The organism is Enterobacter sp. Ag1 (assembly GCA_000277545.1).
Taxonomy (GTDB): Bacteria; Pseudomonadota; Gammaproteobacteria; order Enterobacterales; family Enterobacteriaceae; genus Cedecea.
On the sequence record AKXM01000026.1, the window covers coordinates 45,721 to 63,025 of the forward strand.

At 57.9% G+C, this 17,305-nt stretch carries 14 protein-coding genes; 4 read left to right on the top strand and 10 right to left on the bottom strand.

Translation table 11 applies throughout. The features are described from left to right. Window positions 1-74: 74 nt before the first annotated feature. Window positions 75-1,253, top strand: a complete 1,179-nt coding sequence (gene xylR, locus A936_RS10845) for a D-xylose utilization transcriptional activator XylR (RefSeq protein WP_008457664.1) — start codon at window positions 75-77, stop codon at window positions 1,251-1,253. 60 nt (window positions 1,254-1,313) lie between these two features. On the opposite strand, the gene A936_RS10850 is transcribed toward xylR, so the two are convergent. Beyond that, window positions 1,314-2,150 (bottom strand): protein bax, encoded by an 837-nt coding sequence (locus A936_RS10850; RefSeq protein WP_008457665.1) that lies wholly within the window; start codon window positions 2,148-2,150, stop codon window positions 1,314-1,316. A gap of 347 nt (window positions 2,151-2,497) precedes the next feature. On the opposite strand from A936_RS10850, the gene A936_RS10855 reads away from it, so the two are divergent. The 3 genes from A936_RS10855 to avtA all read left to right on the top strand — a co-directional run bounded on the left by A936_RS10855 (window position 2,498) and on the right by avtA (window position 6,899). Continuing rightward, window positions 2,498-3,253 carry a hypothetical protein gene (locus tag A936_RS10855; RefSeq protein WP_008457667.1) on the top strand — a complete coding sequence of 252 codons (756 nt, stop codon included), beginning with the start codon at window positions 2,498-2,500 and terminating at the stop codon, window positions 3,251-3,253. A gap of 118 nt (window positions 3,254-3,371) precedes the next feature. Beyond that, window positions 3,372-5,402: an alpha-amylase gene (locus A936_RS10860; RefSeq protein ID WP_008457668.1), complete on the top strand. Its 2,031-nt coding sequence runs from the start codon at window positions 3,372-3,374 to the stop codon at window positions 5,400-5,402. A 243-nt stretch (window positions 5,403-5,645) separates the two neighbouring features. Beyond that, complete coding sequence (gene avtA, locus A936_RS10865; RefSeq protein ID WP_008457670.1) at window positions 5,646-6,899, top strand: valine--pyruvate transaminase; 1,254 nt, start codon at window positions 5,646-5,648, stop codon at window positions 6,897-6,899. Between the two features lie 39 nt (window positions 6,900-6,938). Here the strand turns inward: avtA and A936_RS10870 are convergent, their stop codons facing one another. The 9 genes from A936_RS10870 to A936_RS10910 all read right to left on the bottom strand — a co-directional run bounded on the left by A936_RS10870 (window position 6,939) and on the right by A936_RS10910 (window position 17,300). Next, a complete protein-coding gene (locus tag A936_RS10870; protein ID WP_008457672.1) occupies window positions 6,939-7,961 on the bottom strand; it encodes a HoxN/HupN/NixA family nickel/cobalt transporter in 1,023 nt (340 codons plus the stop codon). Beyond that, window positions 7,939-10,197 carry a carbamoyltransferase HypF gene (hypF, locus tag A936_RS10875; protein ID WP_008457674.1) on the bottom strand — a complete coding sequence of 753 codons (2,259 nt, stop codon included), beginning with the start codon at window positions 10,195-10,197 and terminating at the stop codon, window positions 7,939-7,941. The genes A936_RS10870 and hypF overlap by 23 nt, the downstream gene beginning before the upstream one ends. Window positions 10,198-10,277: 80 nt before the next feature. Next, window positions 10,278-12,428, bottom strand: a complete 2,151-nt coding sequence (gene fdhF, locus A936_RS10880) for a formate dehydrogenase subunit alpha (protein ID WP_008457676.1) — start codon at window positions 12,426-12,428, stop codon at window positions 10,278-10,280. Window positions 12,429-12,465: 37 nt separating this feature from the next. Then, window positions 12,466-13,011, bottom strand: coding sequence for an electron transport protein HydN (hydN, locus tag A936_RS10885; protein WP_008457677.1), 546 nt, complete (start codon window positions 13,009-13,011; stop codon window positions 12,466-12,468). Window positions 13,012-13,300: 289 nt separating this feature from the next. Continuing rightward, a complete protein-coding gene (gene hycI / locus A936_RS10890) occupies window positions 13,301-13,783 on the bottom strand; it encodes a hydrogenase maturation peptidase HycI (RefSeq protein WP_008457678.1) in 483 nt (160 codons plus the stop codon). Next, window positions 13,776-14,186 (bottom strand): formate hydrogenlyase maturation HycH family protein, encoded by a 411-nt coding sequence (locus tag A936_RS10895; RefSeq protein WP_008457679.1) that lies wholly within the window; start codon window positions 14,184-14,186, stop codon window positions 13,776-13,778. The genes hycI and A936_RS10895 overlap by 8 nt, the downstream gene beginning before the upstream one ends. Then, window positions 14,186-14,950, bottom strand: coding sequence for an NADH-quinone oxidoreductase subunit B family protein (locus A936_RS10900; protein ID WP_008457680.1), 765 nt, complete (start codon window positions 14,948-14,950; stop codon window positions 14,186-14,188). The genes A936_RS10895 and A936_RS10900 overlap by 1 nt, the downstream gene beginning before the upstream one ends. Continuing rightward, window positions 14,950-15,492 (bottom strand): formate hydrogenlyase complex iron-sulfur subunit, encoded by a 543-nt coding sequence (locus A936_RS10905; RefSeq protein WP_008457681.1) that lies wholly within the window; start codon window positions 15,490-15,492, stop codon window positions 14,950-14,952. The genes A936_RS10900 and A936_RS10905 overlap by 1 nt, the downstream gene beginning before the upstream one ends. Before the next feature lie 98 nt (window positions 15,493-15,590). Next, a complete protein-coding gene (locus tag A936_RS10910) occupies window positions 15,591-17,300 on the bottom strand; it encodes a hydrogenase large subunit (protein ID WP_008457682.1) in 1,710 nt (569 codons plus the stop codon). Window positions 17,301-17,305: the final 5 nt, after the last annotated feature.

Below are 17,305 nucleotides of genomic sequence, written 5' to 3' on the forward strand. Positions count from 1 at the left end.
GCCGGGGTGGCGTTCCCCGGCTCGCTCGCGGCTGTGATATGCAGACATCTGGTTAGCTACGGGAAACTATCGGCATGTTTGAGAAACGTCATCGCATTACGCTGCTATTCAACGCCAATAAAGTCTATGACCGTCAGGTAGTCGAAGGCGTGGGGGAATATTTGCAGGCCTCTCAGTCAGAATGGGACATTTTTATCGAAGAGGACTTTCGCGCCCGGATCGATAATATCAAAGAGTGGCTGGGCGACGGCGTGATTGCCGATTTTGACGATCGGGAGATTGAACACTTGCTGGAAGGCGCCGAAGTCCCGATTGTCGGCGTCGGTGGCTCCTACCACACGCCGGAGCACTATCCCGCAGTGCATTACATCGCGACCGACAACCACGCGCTGGTGGAAAGCGCCTTCCTGCACCTGAAGGAGAAAGGCGTGCAGCGTTTTGCGTTTTATGGGTTGCCCGGCTCGAGCGGCAAACGTTGGGCGGCCGAACGAGAGCACGCTTTTCGTCAATTGGTTGCGAAGGAAAAGTACCGGGGCGTGATTTATCAGGGCATAGAAACGGCACCAGAAAACTGGCAGCACGCCCAAAACCGCCTGGCGGACTGGGTACAAACGCTGCCGCCGCAAACCGGCATTATTGCGGTCACGGACGCCCGAGCCCGACACCTGCTGCAGGTCTGCGAGCACCTGCATATCCCCGTCCCGGAAAAGCTTTGCGTTATCGGCATCGATAACGAGGAGCTGACCCGTTATTTATCGCGGGTCGCGCTTTCGTCAGTAGCGCAGGGTACGCGTCAGATGGGCTACCAGGCCGCCAAACTGCTACACCGCCTGCTGGACAGCGAAATCCTGCCGCTCCAGCGTGTGCTAGTGCCGCCGGTGAGGGTTGTGGAACGCCGCTCCACGGATTATCGCTCGCTGCATGACCCGGCGGTAATCCAGGCGATGCACTACATCCGCAATCACGCCTGCAAAGGGATCAAGGTCGAACAAGTGCTGGATGCGGTCGGGATCTCACGTTCGAACCTGGAGAAACGTTTTAAAGAAGAGGTCGGCGAGACGATTCACGCGGTAATCCACGCCGAAAAACTGGAAAAAGCGCGCAGCCTACTGATTTCAACTTCTCTATCTATCAATGAAATATCACAGATGTGCGGCTACCCGTCTTTGCAATATTTCTATTCGGTATTTAAAAAAGAGTATGACGCCACGCCTAAAGAACACCGCGATCGCTTTAGCGAAATTTTAGTTTAAACCTCTAAATAACAATGCCCTCCGAAGAGGGCATTGTTTATTTCATTCAGGCAATGAAAATTAATTCGGCAGCATTAAACGCTGGTTGCTCTGATACATCGCGAACAGGAAGTTATTATAGCTTGAGCCTTTCGCCGAATACCCTTTCAGCTTGTGAATCATATTATTAGCCGTCACTTCCTGATCCGCTTTGCGCAGCTTGGCACGCTCTTTACGGAACGAAGAATAGGCCGGATGGGTATTCAGGTTAGCGACGTAAGCATTCACGCCTTCATTCACAGAGCCGTAATGCAGGTAACCTTTCACTTTACCGGGCTCGCTGTTGCAATGGCGCTTGGTGCACTTCATGCCAAACAGATTGTTGTTGCTGCGGGCAAGTTTAGATGTGCCCCAGCCGCTTTCCGCCGCTGCCATTGTCGCCACCATATTGGTAGGAATGATATCGACTTTTTCCAGCAGGCTGTTCCACGGCACACGGTTGGTATTGCCGCGCCACGCCACCTTGTAACGCTGGGTAATTTCTTTCAGACGTGCACGCTCAGTCGGCGACCAGCGCTTTTCGTACTGCTTTGAAATCAACCAGTTACGGTCGGCAGTTATCGCTGCATTTTGGCGGGTAATATATGGCATGACCGTCCGGAGAAACGCTTTTTTCCTTGGTGTCCCGGAAGGGTATTTTCGCAAATCAGGAAGCGAACCATTTTCACTATTGCGAGAATACTCTTTTTTACTACTTGCCAGTTTACTGCTTACCGCTTTCTTGCTGCTTACTTTCGTTATATGGGCCTTGCTGTGCGATTTAGGCTCATGTTTACTGGCGAGCGCGTGACTTGAAAAGCCCACGGTCAGCAGCATGAGTATCGCGGCCCCGAATCGTCGAAATGGGGGTGATATCATTAGCTCTCCTGGTCGGATCGATCGTTTCCAGTGCCTTATTTTTTAAAAGGTTTTAGAAAAACAGAGGCGAATTATATCAAAATTAACCGCTCAGAGCACCTTTAGAAATAGTACTATTCCGAAACAATGTCACCTATGAACTTCTTATGGTGATAAAAAGTATTGTAAAATTCGGGGCTTAATCACACTTCGCGGCACAGTAAAAAAATGCACTGCGGAGGATGATTCCCGCATTTAGAGAGTGAGATTATTGGTTATATTTTTAAGGTGGCGGCGGCAATAGCCTGACGGCGGAACGACCGGGGTTAAGGCGCTCAAATAACATTTGATACAGGAAAACTGGCAACATGAGCCTGGTGCAGAACCTGATAAAAAAAGCCTTTGCAACGGCGAACGCTAACGAAGCCGCAAGCTTCCTTGCCAGCGCGTGCAACCGTATGAAAGCGCATAATAAAGAGCAAATTCAGGCCGAGGTTAGCGCAGCATTAGTTAACGTTAATCTTGTTCGCATCAGTGAAAAACCGCCGCAAACCAAAACGGTTTACCAGGACTCGCCGGAAACCCTCCGTCGCCTGAGAGAAGCTGAGTCACTCTCCACCAGCCTGCTTGCCCAGCTGCGAGAAGCCCAGCAGCGCTCCGCTCAGGGTAACACCGTAGAAACAACCACCCGCCTGCAACGATATGAAAAACAGGTCACAGAGCTCCAGAAAGCGCTGAATATCAGTCAGGAAATGCACCTGAAAGAATCTGCCCTGGTGCGCAGCGTGATGCAGCGGGAAATCGACGAGCTGAAAAGCCTGCTGAACCGCCAGAAAGAGTCCGGCTCCGGGCTGCTGGAGACACATCAGCGGGAAAAGGCCGAGCTTCATCAGCGCCTGGAAGCCGCCGACGAACTGATTAAAACCCAGCAGGAAGCGCGCTACAAAGCGGAAGCGGAAGTGGCGATCCTGCAGGAAAAACTCGAGAATCTGCGCGCCGATAACCATTACAGCTTTGAGCAGTGTGAAACCCTGAACGCCAGGCTCACCAAAACAATCGATGAGCTGCTCGCCACCCGCAACACGCTGAGCGCCCACTTCGGCCACTGGTTAACGAACAAATAAAAACGTTAACACCGTCACTCACCCCGGCGGCTACACCCTGTAAAACACACGGGCAGGATGAGCGCATGTTTCCAGGGGCATGGCAAACTGCGCAATAAATCCTCACTGGATGATGCGTATGACACGACTCTCTCTCTGCCTGTTGTTCACGCCCTGCCTTGCATTCGCGGGCTGGAACGCGCCTGGGCTTTCTGCTTTTCAGGCCACACATCCGGGCTTGTTTACCAGCGCAACACACCTCGATAAAAGTATCCTTCCCCTCAGGCTGACGCAGGATAATCAATGCTGGCAGCCCTCAGAGGCCATCAAACTTAATCAGGTTCTGTCCCTGACGCCTTGCGCCGGGGATGCCCCGACGTGGCGGGTTTTCCGCGCCGGAGAGTACCAGGCGCAAATAGATACCCGCAGCGGGACGCCAACGCTGATGCTGACCCTTCAGCCGGAGGCCAGCAGTCAGCCCCTGCAAGTGATGGCGCAGTGCCCGAAATGGGATGGAAAGCCGCTCAACGTCGATGTCAGCAGCACTTTTGCTGAAGGATCGGTTGTGCGGGATTTCTACAGCGGGAATACGGCCCAGGTTGAGCAAGGCCACATCACGCTGATGCCCGCGGCCGGAAGCGGCGCTTTATTGCTGCTGGAATCTGCCACTGTGGCGAAGCCTGCCCCGTTTAGCTGGCAGAATGCGACGGTCTATTTCGTTCTCACCGACCGTTTTGAAAACGGCAACCCGGCGAACGACCACAGCTATGGCCGCCATAAAGACGGCATGCAGGAAATAGGCACCTTCCACGGCGGCGACCTTGCCGGGCTGACCAGCAAACTGGATTACCTGCAGCAGCTTGGCGTTAACGCGCTCTGGATAAGCTCCCCGCTGGAGCAAATTCACGGCTGGGTGGGCGGCGGCACCAAAGGTGATTTCCCGCATTACGCCTACCACGGCTATTACACCCAGGACTGGACGAAGCTTGATGCCAACATGGGCAACGAAGCCGATCTCCGCCGACTGGTGGATGAAGCCCATCAGCGCGGGATCCGCATTCTGTTTGACGTCGTGATGAATCACACCGGATACGCGACGCTCGCCGACATGCAGGCATACCAGTTTGGTGCCCTCTATCTCAAAGGTGATGAACTTAAAAAAACCCTCGGCGAGCGCTGGACTGACTGGAAGCCAGCCCCGGGCCAAAGCTGGCACAGCTTTAACGATTACATCAACTTCAGCGACAAGGCCGCGTGGGATAAGTGGTGGGGCAAAGCCTGGATCAGAACGGATATTGGCGATTACGACAATCCCGGCTTTGACGATTTAACCATGTCGCTCGCCTTCCTGCCCGATTTGAAAACCGAAGCGACCGCGCCAGCAGAATTACCGGCGTTTTACAGCCGCAAGCCGGATACCGCTGCAAAGGCGATTCCGGGCTACACGGTTCGCGATTACCTGACCCACTGGCTAAGTCAGTGGGTGCGTGACTACGGCATTGATGGCTTCAGGGTCGATACGGCAAAACACGTCGAAAAAGCGGCCTGGCAGCAATTAAAAACGCAGTCCAGCGCGGCATTGGCTGAATGGAAACAAGTCAACCCGGACAAAAAAATTGACGATGCTCCGTTCTGGATGACGGGCGAAGCCTGGGGGCATGGCGTGATGAAAAGCGACTACTACGCCAGCGGCTTCGACGCGATGATCAACTTCGACTATCAGGAACAGGCGGCCAAAGCCGTAGATTGCCTGGCCACGATTGGCCCGACCTGGCAGCAAATGTCTGACAAACTTCAGCAATTCAACGTGCTGAGCTACCTCTCCTCCCACGACACCCGCCTGTTCCGGGAAGGTGGACAAAAAGCGGCGGAGCTGTTGCTGCTCACGCCAGGCGCGGTGCAAATCTTCTACGGGGATGAAACCCAAAGGCCGTTTGGCCCGACGGGCTCTGACCCACTACAGGGCACCCGCTCAGACATGAACTGGCAGGATGCCACCGGCCCGCAGGCCACAACGCTTGCCCACTGGCAGAAGCTGAGCCAGTTCCGCGCCCGCCACCAGGCCATCGGCGCAGGAAAACAAACCACGTTGAGCATAAAACAGGGCTATGCCTTTAGCCGGGTCAGCGGGGATGACAAGGTGATCGTGGTGTGGGCGGGCAATCCATAGGCGTTAAAGCCCCTCAGCAAGGGAGAAAATAAGCGGTTTATTCCCTCTCCGTGAGGGAGAGGGTTAGGGTGAGGGTAATAACGCCACATCCCTGAAAAGAGCGCCCGGCTTCAACATATCCTGCTGCACAGCACAAATCACACAGCATATTCGCCAACAGTGGCTATGCTTACCGGGTTTGCACGGCGTTATTTGTAGCGCTATGGTTAGCCTCTTTTCAAAAGTATTCAGCAGACCCACGTTATGACGTTTTCACTTTTCGGCGATAAATTCACCCGCCATGCAGGCATCACCCGCCTGATGGAGGATCTCAACGACGGCCTGCGCACACCAGGCGCCATCATGCTTGGCGGTGGCAACCCTGCGCAGATCCCGGCGATGAACGACTACTTCCAGCAGCTGCTTTCCGAGATGCTGGCCAGCGGTAAACTGACCGACACACTATGCAACTACGACGGTCCGCAGGGGAAAAGTGAACTGCTAAAATTGCTTGCCGGTATGCTGCGCGATGAACTGGGTTGGGACATCGAACCACAGAATATTGCACTAACAAACGGCAGTCAGAGTGCATTTTTCTACTTGTTTAACCTTTTCGCCGGACGTCATGCGGATGGTCGCACCAAAAAGGTGCTCTTCCCGCTGGCGCCGGAGTACATTGGCTACGCGGATGCCGGACTGGAAGAAGAGCTGTTTGTCTCCACCCGTCCGAACATCGAACTGTTGCCGGAAGGCCAGTTTAAGTACCACGTTGACTTCGAACACCTGCATATCGGCGAAGATACCGGCATGATCTGCGTATCTCGTCCGACGAACCCGACCGGCAACGTAATCACCGACGAAGAACTGATGAACCTGGACGCGCTGGCGAACCAGCACGGCATTCCGCTGGTGATCGATAACGCCTACGGCGTGCCTTTCCCCGGCATCATCTTTAGCGAAGCCCGCCCGCTGTGGAACCCGAACATCATCCTGTGCATGAGTCTGTCCAAGCTCGGCCTGCCGGGCAGCCGCTGTGGGATCATTATCGCTAACGAGAAAATCATCTCCGCCATCAGCAACATGAACGGCATTATCAGCCTGGCGCCGGGCGGCATTGGCCCAGCCATGGCCTGCGAAATGATTAAGCGGAACGATCTGCTGCGCCTGTCTGAAACGGTTATCAAGCCGTTTTACTACCAGCGCGTGCAGGAGACTATCGCCGTACTCCGCCGCTATCTGTCGCCGGAACGCTGCCTGATCCACAAGCCGGAAGGCGCTATCTTCCTGTGGTTGTGGTTTAAAGACCTGCCGATCACCACCGAGCTGCTGTACCAGCGCCTGAAAAAGCGCGGCGTGCTGATGGTGCCGGGCGATTACTTCTTCCCGGGGCTGGACAAGCCGTGGCCGCACACGCACCAGTGCATGCGCATGAACTATGTCCCGGAGCCGGAAAAGATCGAGGCAGGGGTGAAAATCCTGGCTGAAGAGATTGAGCGAGCCTGGGCGGAAGCCGAATAACGAGTAACAATGTAAAACGGGGCTTAATGCCCCGCTTTCTTATCTCACCACTAAAGCGTCATAGCCTTTCCAGCGGTAGTTCAGCATCGAAATCCCCCAGCAGGCGATAAACAGCCCGACCACAACAAATCCGGCGTTGCCGAGGTTGTCGTTGAGCGCACCAACCCACTGCCAGATCCCGTCCTCTAACTGGAATTTATCAGCCAGCAGGCCCAGCGCTTCAAGCCCACCGATAAACAACGCCACCACCACAGAAGTGCCGGTAATCGTCATGTTGTAGTAGAGCTTGCGCTGCGGTTTGTTAAACGCCCAGCCGTAGGCACCCACCATAATCACGTTGTCGAGGGTATCCACCAGCGCCATGCCGCTGGCAAACAGCGCCGGGAATACCAGAATCGACCAGATGGACATGCCGCTGGAGGCGCTGGCGGCAGAAATGCCCAACACACCAATTTCGGTGGCGGTGTCAAAGCCGAGGCCGAACAGGAAGCCGACCAGGTACATGTGCCAGCTTTTGCCGATCAGGCGAAAAACAGAGTTAAACAGCCAGCTCATCATGCCGCCGCCGGTCATTTCCGTCGCATCTGCAGCCAGCGGTTCACCGCGTTTAAGCTGGCGGAAGTTGCGCCACACGCCACGCAGGATGACCAAGTTAACCAGCGCCATCGCCAGCAGGAAGCAGGCCGACACGGCGGTGCCGATCACGCCGCCAACGTCATGGAACCAGTCCATTTTTTGCTGGAAAGCCGCAGCAGTAGCTGCAATGGCGACAGAAGCCAGAATCACAATGCTGGAGTGACCCAACGAGAACCAGGCTCCCACGCCAAACGGGCGTTTGCCCTGCTGCATCATTTTGCGGGTGACGTTATCAATCGCGGCGATATGGTCGGCGTCTACCGCGTGGCGCAGGCCGTAGCACCAGGCCAACAGGCTGGCCGCCATCAGCGCCGAGCTGTGGTTAAACGCCGCCAGCGCCCAGGCCCAGGCGGCAAAGTTAGCAGCCACTAAAACCGCCAGCAGCAGGCCGGCGCGCGGGTTGTCACGAAGAACACGCATTAACATCTTTTTTATCCTTGTGGTGATTCAAATAGCGGGCAGCGGCAACCACTGCCTGCCCCAGGGAAAGCGCCCCGTCACCGGCGGGAAGCCGCGTCGGGAAGAGAGGGGTGAAATCGGAGAGATAGAACGCCAGGCGCTCGCGCAGCAGCCGGTTGTGCAGCACGCCACCGCAGCAGGCCACGGTGGTCACGCCGGTGAGCAGGGCATGATGGCGAACCAGCGCCGACAGGCCTTTCGCCAGGGCATCGTGAAACGCCCAGGCCCGCGCTCCGGCCTCGCCCTGCCAGCCAAACCATTGCCGCCAGAAGGCCGCCAGATCGAGATGACCGTTCACCAACGGCAGCGTGACAGGGTGCGAGCAGGGGCCAGCGTCCAGCGCCAGGGCTTCAAGGTGACAGGCGGCTTCGCCTTCATAGCTTTGTTGGTAAGGCGCACAGTTGAGCGCGGTGGCAACGGCATCAAACAGCCGCCCGCAGGATGAGGCTAGTGGGGCATTAACTCCGCGAGCCACCGCTTTTGCCAGAGGTCGCCAGGCCTGCGCCCGCACAGCTTCTGTTTCGGGATAACGCTGCCAGCCGGGCACAAACGCCTCGCACTGAGCGAGCAGGTTACGCCACGGCTGCACGGCGGCCAGATCTCCCCCCGGCAACGCCACGGCCGGCAATCCGCCGAGAGAGACACAGCGCCGGTAATTCACCAGCAGGCATTCGCCGCCCCAAAGCTGGCCAGCTTCGCCATAGCCAATGCCGTCCAGCGCAAGGGCAATGACGTTGCCGCCGTTCAGCGGCCAGCCGTGTTCGGCCAGGCAGGCCGCCGTATGGGCGTGGTGATGCAGTACTTCAGTAACAGGAAGCGCCATGTCATGCCCCACCTGCGCGCTGCGGTAGTAAGGATGTGCGTCGAGCGCGACATGCTCTGCCTTAAAGCCGTAGATCTCGCTCATCAGCGCCAGCGAGCTTTGCCATTGGGCCTCCACGCCCTCCTGAGCCAAATCGCCAAAATGCTGACTCAGCACCGCCTGCCCGCCGCGAACCAGGCAGAAGGTATTTTTGAGATCGCCCCCCAACGCCAGAATCGGCGGCAGGTCTTTAAAGCCAGCGGGCAAAGGAAGCGCATCCGGCACAAAACCTCGCGCACGGCGCAGCATTTCGCCGCTGGCTCGCATCACCGAGTCGTCCATGCGCTGAAGAATGTCCCGGTTATGCAGCAGAAAACCGTCGGCAATACCGTCCAAATCCTGAAGCGCCTGAGCATTGTCGATGGCTGGCGGCCTGCCGTTGAGGTTCCCGGAGGTCATCACCAGCGGGCCACCAAAGTCCTGAACCAGCAGGTGCTGGAGCGGGTTAGCGGGCAGCATTACGCCGGTTTCGTTTCGCCCCGGCGCCACGGCAGCGCTCAGCTCAGGCAAAACATCACTCGCCACCAGCACCACCGGTGCTGCAGGCGTGGCAAGCCGCGCCATGGCCTCATCAGGCAACCCTTCGGGCGTAGCAATCATCACCGCCAGCGGTTTGGCGGGCCGCTGCTTACGCGCCCGGAGGCGTTCAACGGCGGCATTGTTACGGGCATCCACGGCAAGGTGAAAACCGCCCAAACCTTTAACCGCCACGATTTTTCCCTCACGCAGCGCGGCAACGGCCAGGGCGACCGCCTGCTCGCCGTCCAGTCGCTGCGCGCCCTGCTGCCAGTAGATCTGCGGCCCGCAGTCCGGGCAAGCTACCGGCTGAGCGTGAAAACGCCTGTCCATCGGGTTGCGATATTCTTCCTCGCAGGCGGCACAGAGCGGAAACGCCGCCATCACCGTGGACGGACGGTCATAAGGCATCGCCCGGATGATGGTGAAACGTGGCCCACAGTGAGTGCAGTTGATAAACGGGTAGCGGTAGCGGCGGTCGGTCGGATCGTTAAGCTCGCGCAGGCATTCCGGGCAGGTGGCGGCATCCGGTACGATTTGGGTGTCCATCGCGCCATGGCCGCTGTGGCGAATGCTAAAGTCCTGGGGCAAAACGTCCCAGAAAATTGGCTGCTGCGCCACGCTGTCGATGCGCGCCAGCGGCGGGCAGTATTCGTGCAGTTCGCTCAGAAACGCTTCCGGGTTGGCCACCAGACGAACCACAACGCCTTCGCCATCGTTGCAGACATCGCCCATCAGCTTCAGCCGCTGTGCGATTTGCCAGACAAAGGGGCGGAAACCAACGCCCTGGACTTTACCGCGAATGCGGAGTTCGGTGCCCCTCACCCTGGCCCTCTCCCCAGAGGGGAGAGGGGACAAATCGAGTTCAGACTCCACGATTCCTTCATCCGGGGTGAGGGTAAAAATCACGCTTCCACCGCCTCGCGCAGCCGCGCCTTCATGCTGTTATAGGTCGTTTGCGCATAGCTCTCCGCCCACGCCTGATCCTCAATCGCGCTAACGTTCACCGCGCAATATTTGGTTTCCGGCGTTTTGGAGATCGGGTCGAGATTGTCCTGCGTCAGCTCGTTACAGGCGCCAATCCACCATTGATAGGTCATATAGACTGAGCCTTTGTTAATGCGCTCGTTCACGTCCGCGCGGCTGATAACCTTGCCGCGACGCGAACTTACCCAGACCAGTTGCCGATCTTTGATACCTAGCGCGTCCGCATCCAGCGGGTTGATTTGCACAAAGCCGGGTTCATCCGCGAGGGTTTGCAGCGCCGCGCAGTTGCCGGTCATCGAGCGGCAGGAGTAGTGCCCGACTTCGCGGACGGTGCAAAGCACCAGCGGGTAGGTATCGTCAGGCACTTCAGCGGGCGAACGCCAGGCGGCGGCAAACAGTTGCCCTTTGCCGCTTGGCGTGTCGAATTTGCTGTCTTTGTAGAGATACGGCGTACCGGGGTGGTCCAGCGTCGGGCAAGGCCACTGCACGTGTCCCATATCGCCCATTTTTTCGTAGGTGACGCCGTAAAACAGCGGGCACAGCTCACGCAGCTCATCCCAGATTTGCTGGTTGTTTTCATAGTGCATTGGGTAGCCCATCGCCGTCGAAAGCAGGCTGATGATTTCCCAGTCGCGCTTCACGTTGTATTTCGCCTCGATGGCTTTCTCGAAGCGCTGGAAGCCCCGGTCGGCACAGGTAAAGACGCCGCCGTGCTCGCCCCAGGACGTGGCGGGCAGCAGCACATCAGCGACTTCGGCGGTTTTGGTCATGAAGATGTCCTGCACCACCACAAAGTCGAGCGCCTCAAATCCTTTGCGCACCAGGCCCAGGTCCGCTTCGGTCTGGAGCGGATCTTCACCCATGATGTAGTAGGCTTTGACTTTGCCCTCTATCGCCAGGTGCGGTACTTCGGTAATACGCACGCCAACTTTGTCATCCATCACCGCCGGGTCAATCCCCCAGGCTTTAGCAAACTTCGCGCGCACTTCAGGATCAACCACATCCTGGTAGCCGGGGAACTGGTTAGGCAACACGCCCATATCGCAGGCTCCCTGCACGTTGTTCTGCCCGCGTACTGGGCCAACGCCAACGTTTTCACGCCCCAGGTTGCCGGTGAGCAGCGCCAGGCTGGACAGCCCTTTGACCACGTCTACCGCCTGGCCGAACTGGGTTACGCCCATGCCCCACATGATGGTGGCGGATGGCGCTGCGGCGAAGGTGCGCATCGCCTGGCGAACCTGCAGAGCCGGTACGCCGGTTAAATGCTCGACGTCCTCCGGCGCGTAGTCCTTCACGGTTTCGCGGTAAGCCTCCAGCCCTTCGGCATATTTGGCGACGTACTCTTTGTCGTACAGCTGCTCTTCCAGCAGGACATAGCCAAAGGCGTTCACCAGCGCCATGTTGCAGCCGTTTTTGATTTGCAGATGCTGATCGGCAATGCGGGCGGTTTCGATGCGGCGCGGGTCGCAGACAATGATTTTCGCGCCGTTGCTTTTGGCTTTAATCACCCGACGAGCCACGATAGGGTGAGAGTCGGCGCAGTTGTAGCCCACCACCAGCAGGCATTTGGAGTTTTCGATATCGCCGATGGAGTTGCTCATCGCCCCGTTCCCCAGCGTTGCCTGCAGCCCGGCCACGCTTGGGCCGTGGCACACGCGGGCGCAGCAGTCGACGTTGTTGGTGTTCAGCACCGCGCGGGCGAATTTCTGCATCACAAAGTTGGTTTCGTTCCCCGTTCCGCGCGAAGAACCGGTGGTCATAATGGCGCGAGGGCCGAACTGCTCTTTGATCGCCTTCAGGCGCGCAGCGGTATAGCTAATCGCTTCTTCCCAGCTTACCGGCTGCAGTTTGCCGCCCTTCTCGTAGCGGATCATCGGCTGCGTCAGGCGTGGCGTCAGCAGTTTGGTGTCGTTAAGAAAATCCCAGCCGTAGTAGCCTTTCAGGCAGAGTTCGTTTTGGTTAGTCACGCCCCCGGCCGCTTCGGCGCGAATAATTTTGTTGTTCTCAACGACCAGTTTCAGTTTGCAGCCGGCCCCGCAGTAAGGGCAGACGCTGGTAATTTTTTTCATCAGTAACAGACCTGTTAAAAGTTGAAATGCAAAGGGATTAGAACGTCAGCGCCGCAGGGGCATCTAACGCGGCACGGCGACGTTTTTCCGCGCTCATTTGTTCCAGCCGGTTACGGTCCACGCACAGGATGGCGTTGGTCGGGCAGGCTTCCAGGCAGGCCGGGCCAGCCTCGCGGTGGTAGCAAAGGTCACATTTGTTGGCCTCAGCTTTTTCCGCCATCACGTTTAGCCCGGCACCGCTGTTGCGGATCACTGGCCGCACGACGACCTCCATCGCGCCATAAGGGCAGGCAACGACGCAGGTTTTGCAGCCGATGCAGCGTTCCTGCATGACGTGGACAAAGCCCTGGTCCCGGCTGATGGCGCCGTTAGGGCAGACGTTGGCACAGGGCGCGTCCTCGCACTGGCGACACATGGTGGCGGTAGACACATTCACGCCTTTGATGACGTGAATACGCGGTAAGAAGGTTTGGGGGGTCAGCGCCGAACAGTCCTGGTTCTCCTGGTGAGAGACCACGCACGCCACCTCACAAGTGCGGCAGCCGATGCATTTGCTCGAATCGGCAATGATGAAGCGGTTCATCATGAACTCCTGCAATAAGTGTGTTATTGCGTGGGGTTATTCATAAAGCGTGCCAGGTTTGCAGGCCGCGTGGTTAGCGGGTTTGACGAGAGGTAAGAGGGATATTCGACACTTTTGACGGTGTCATTTTGGTAACAGTAGTCATTAATGACCCTCACCCCGGCCCTCTCCCTGGAAGGGAGAGGGGGAAAAGAATCAGGCTCTTTCTCGCATGTAAGCAGGGGAAAAGAAGTACTGCCGTTCTGATCCCCTCTCCCCCATGGGGAGAGGGTTAGGGTGAGGGGAAAGACTAGAAAGGCGTTTCGCTCTCTGAAATAGTGAGGGGCTCATACCCGCCCAAACCCGTCCACGTCGCCAGACGCTGATAAACCTGCTCCACCGCCGCTTTCACCGCCTCCGTCATCGGATAGTAGAAGCCGACGATATCCGGCTGAATGCCGAGGAACACCACTTCCCCCACGTCCTCTTTCAGCTGATCGACCAGATAATTAAGCGGCATATTGTGGGTGGTCATCATAAACATCTCGGCAATGTCGTCCGGGTCAATGACGCGGATCTCGCCGGGGTTGAGCATCATGTCGGTGGCATCCACAATCAGCAGCAATTCCGGATGCAGTTCGCGGATGGCAACCACGTCGTTTTCAGGCGCACTGCCGCCGTCGATCACCACCCAGTCACCCTGCGGAGAAGCCTGACACTTCTCGGCCAGCAGCGGGCCAGCCCCGTCGTCGCCCATCATGCTGTTGCCTACGCAAAGCAGTACCTTAGTCATAGCGTCTCCTTACCATCAGGTAGATGGCGGGTTCTTGTTGAATGGCCTGCAGCATGTCGAGCAGCGCCTGACTCCAGGCCTGCTGTGCCGGGGTCTGCGTCGGCTTAGCGGCATCCAGCGCCCGGGCCAGCATCACCACGTGATTCTGGTCGATAACAATCTCGCCGTAGCGCGGCACGCCGTTCATTTTGCGCCGGGCTTCGCCGTCAGCTTCAAGCGTGGCAATCCACGCCTGATAGGCTTCCAGCGGGCAAACCAGGCTCTCTTTCAGGCAGTCGATTACCCCCAAATGGTGGCCAATCGCCAGGCTGTAGTAGACCACCTGCTGAGCGTCAGCCGGGGTGTTGTCGTTCTCATCGACAAACTTGCGGCTGAGCTGACAGAACACCACCGACTCGCTCATTACACGCGCTCCTGATGAACCAGTTGCTCAAGGTTAGTGACGATTTCCGTCAGGCGTGGGTCGTTTTCCGCGCTCAGCCACTGCTGAACGGCATCGCCCCCGGTTGTCAGGTTAGTCATGTAGCTGTCGGCAATCTGGCGGCCATAGCGGTAACCGGCCAGGCGACGAGCGGCGCGGTCAATGCGCACGCGCAGCGGCTGAACCATATCCGGGTGGAGGATTTTTGCCGGCTCAACGTCCAGCTCGCTTGCCGGGCGCGCATGGATTTTTTGTTCCAGCAGGCCAAGCGCCATCGCAAACCCGTACAGCGTAGCGGCGGGCGTTGGCGGGCAGCCGGGAATGTACACATCGACCGGCACGATTTTGTCGGTCCCACCCCAGACGCAGTAAAGGTCGTGGAAGATCCCGCCGCTGTTGCCGCAGGCGCCGTAGGAGATGCAAATTTTAGGATCGGGCGCCGACTCCCAGGCACGCAGCGCCGGGGAACGCATCGCGCGGGTTACCGCCCCGGTAAACAGCAGAATATCGGCATGGCGCGGGGAAGGAACCACTTTGATCCCAAAGCGTTCTGCATCGAAAAGTGGCGAAAGCGTAGCAAAAATCTCGATTTCGCAACCGTTACAGCCGCCACAGTCCACACGGTAAACGTAGGCTGAGCGTTTGATGTTTTTCAGCAGCGACGCCTTCATGCTGGCGATAGATTCGTCCACCGTCATCGGCACCGGAATGCCGTTGTGGTCGCGCGGCCCCAGTAGGTTACTCATTAGCTGGCCTCTCTCATCTGACGGCTAAAGTCGATCCGGTCGGACGACACCAGGCTTTGCTGGCGCTTGCAGTCCGGGCAGGTTTCAAATGCCCCACGGCGGCTTTCCGCACGGGAATCGCCGTTGTGCTCAAGCAGCGCAATGGCGTAGTCGATTTCTTTTTGCACGGCAAACGGGCGGCCACATTCGCGACAGTTACACAGCGGGAAGCAGGCCTGCTGCAGGAAGTCGGCTTTGTTCCACACCGCCAGCTCGTACTGCTGTGAGAGTTTGATGGCGGCCGTCGGGCAAACCTCTTCACAGCGCCCGCAGAAGATGCAGCGCCCGAGGTTAAAGCTCCACTGCAGTTGCCCGGCGGCAAGATCGGTCTCAACGCTCAGGGCGTTGGACGGGCAGGCGTTCACGCAGGCCGCACAGCCGATACATTGCTGCGGATTGTGCTCCGGTTTGCCGCGAAAATTCGGATCGACGGCAATGGGCTGGAGCGGGTAAGACTCGGTTGCCACGCCGCCCTTGATGGCTTTTTTGATGAAGTTAAACATGCGTTTTCCTTGTTTGCCTGGCCTGAATGATTGACCCTCACCCCGGCCCTCTCCCTGAAAGGGAGAGGGGGGTTTCCCTCAAAAGCCAGGCATCAAAATCATTTCAGCGGCGAATTAGTGCGCTCAATGCTGTAGCGCTCCAGCTCTTTGTACGGCACCACCTGGGTTTTCTTCTTGCGCACGTCCACCACCGTCATGCGGTCGGTGCAGGAGTAGCAAGGATCAAGGCTGCCGATAATCAGTGGGGCGTCGGACACCGTGTTGCCGCGCAGCATGTAGCGCAGGGTTGGCCAGTTGGCGTACGTCGCCGCACGGCAGCGCCAGCGGTACAGCTTCTGGTTGTCGCCGGTCATGCTCCAGTGAATGTCGTCCCCGCGCGGCGCTTCCGAGAAGCCAAGCGCAAAGCGGTTTGGAATGTAGGTAAAGCCTTCCACGGCGAGCGGGCCGCCCGGCAGGTTATCCAGACCGAAATCAATCATGTTCAGCGCGGTAAAGACTTCGTTGATCCGCACTTTCAGGCGGGAAAGCACGTCGCAGCCGTCGAGGCTGTGTACTTCCATCGGCAGCAGGCCGTAAGCGACAAATGGGTGATCGGCGCGGGTATCACGGGCGTGGCCACTGGCACGTACCATTGGGCCGACATTGCTGAAATCACGGGCGATTTGTGGGTCAAGGCGGCCAATGCCGACGGTGCGCTGCTCAATGTTCGGCGTGCTCAGCAGGATATCCACCAGATCTTGCACTTCCCGGCGCATCTGCTGGGCGAGCTGGCGGGTCTGGATCATGTCGTCTTTCAGCAGATCGCGGCGGATGCCGCCGATCAGGTTCAGGCCGTAGGTTTTCCGCGCCCCGGTCAGGATCTCCGCCATCTTCATCGACATTTCACGCACGCGGAAGAACTGCATAAAACCGGAGTCGAAGCCGACAAAGTGGCAGGCCAGGCCGAGATTCAGCAGGTGGCTGTGTAAACGCTCAACCTCCAGCAGAATGGCGCGAATCATCTGCGCGCGCTCCGGCACCACAATCCCCATCGCGTTTTCCACCGAGGTGGTATAGGCGGTGCTGTGGGCGAAGCCGCAGATGCCGCACACGCGATCGGACAGGAAGGTAACTTCGTTATAGCCCATGCGGGTTTCCGCCAGCTTTTCCATGCCGCGATGGACGTAGAACAGCCGGTAGTCGGCGTCGATAATGTTTTCACCATCAACGAACAGGCGGAAGTGGCCGGGTTCATCAGAAGTGACGTGCAGCGGGCCAATCGGCACCACGTTGTTCTTTTTCGTGCCCAGCTCGTTAATGAACTCGTAGGTCTCTTTGTCGGTGGTCGGCGCCGGGCGCTGGCGGTAATCCATGCTGTCTTTACGCAGCGGATAAAGATCGTCAGGCCAGTCGTCCGGCAGCACCAGGCGGCGCTCATCGGGCAGGCCAACCGGCTGCAGGCCGTACATATCGCGGACTTCACGCTCGCCCCAAACGGCGGCAGGAACGCGAGGCGTGACGGACGGGAACTCTGGTTTGTCGGCATCCACTTCCACACGCACGGTGATCCAGCACTTCACGCCGCTTTCCATCGACAGCACGTAATACACCGCGTAGCTGCCGCACAGCTGGCGCTCATCGTTGCCAAACAGCACCGAAAGCCAGCCGCCCTGCTGGTAGTAAAGCCACTCCACCACCTCCGGCAGCATGTTGAGCTTCACGGTGACGGTGATTTGGTCTTTGGTCTGCCAGGCTTCGTCGATCACCGCATGCGGGAATTGCTGATGCAGCGCGGCGAGATAGTGTTGACCAATTTTTTCTTCAGACATCGATA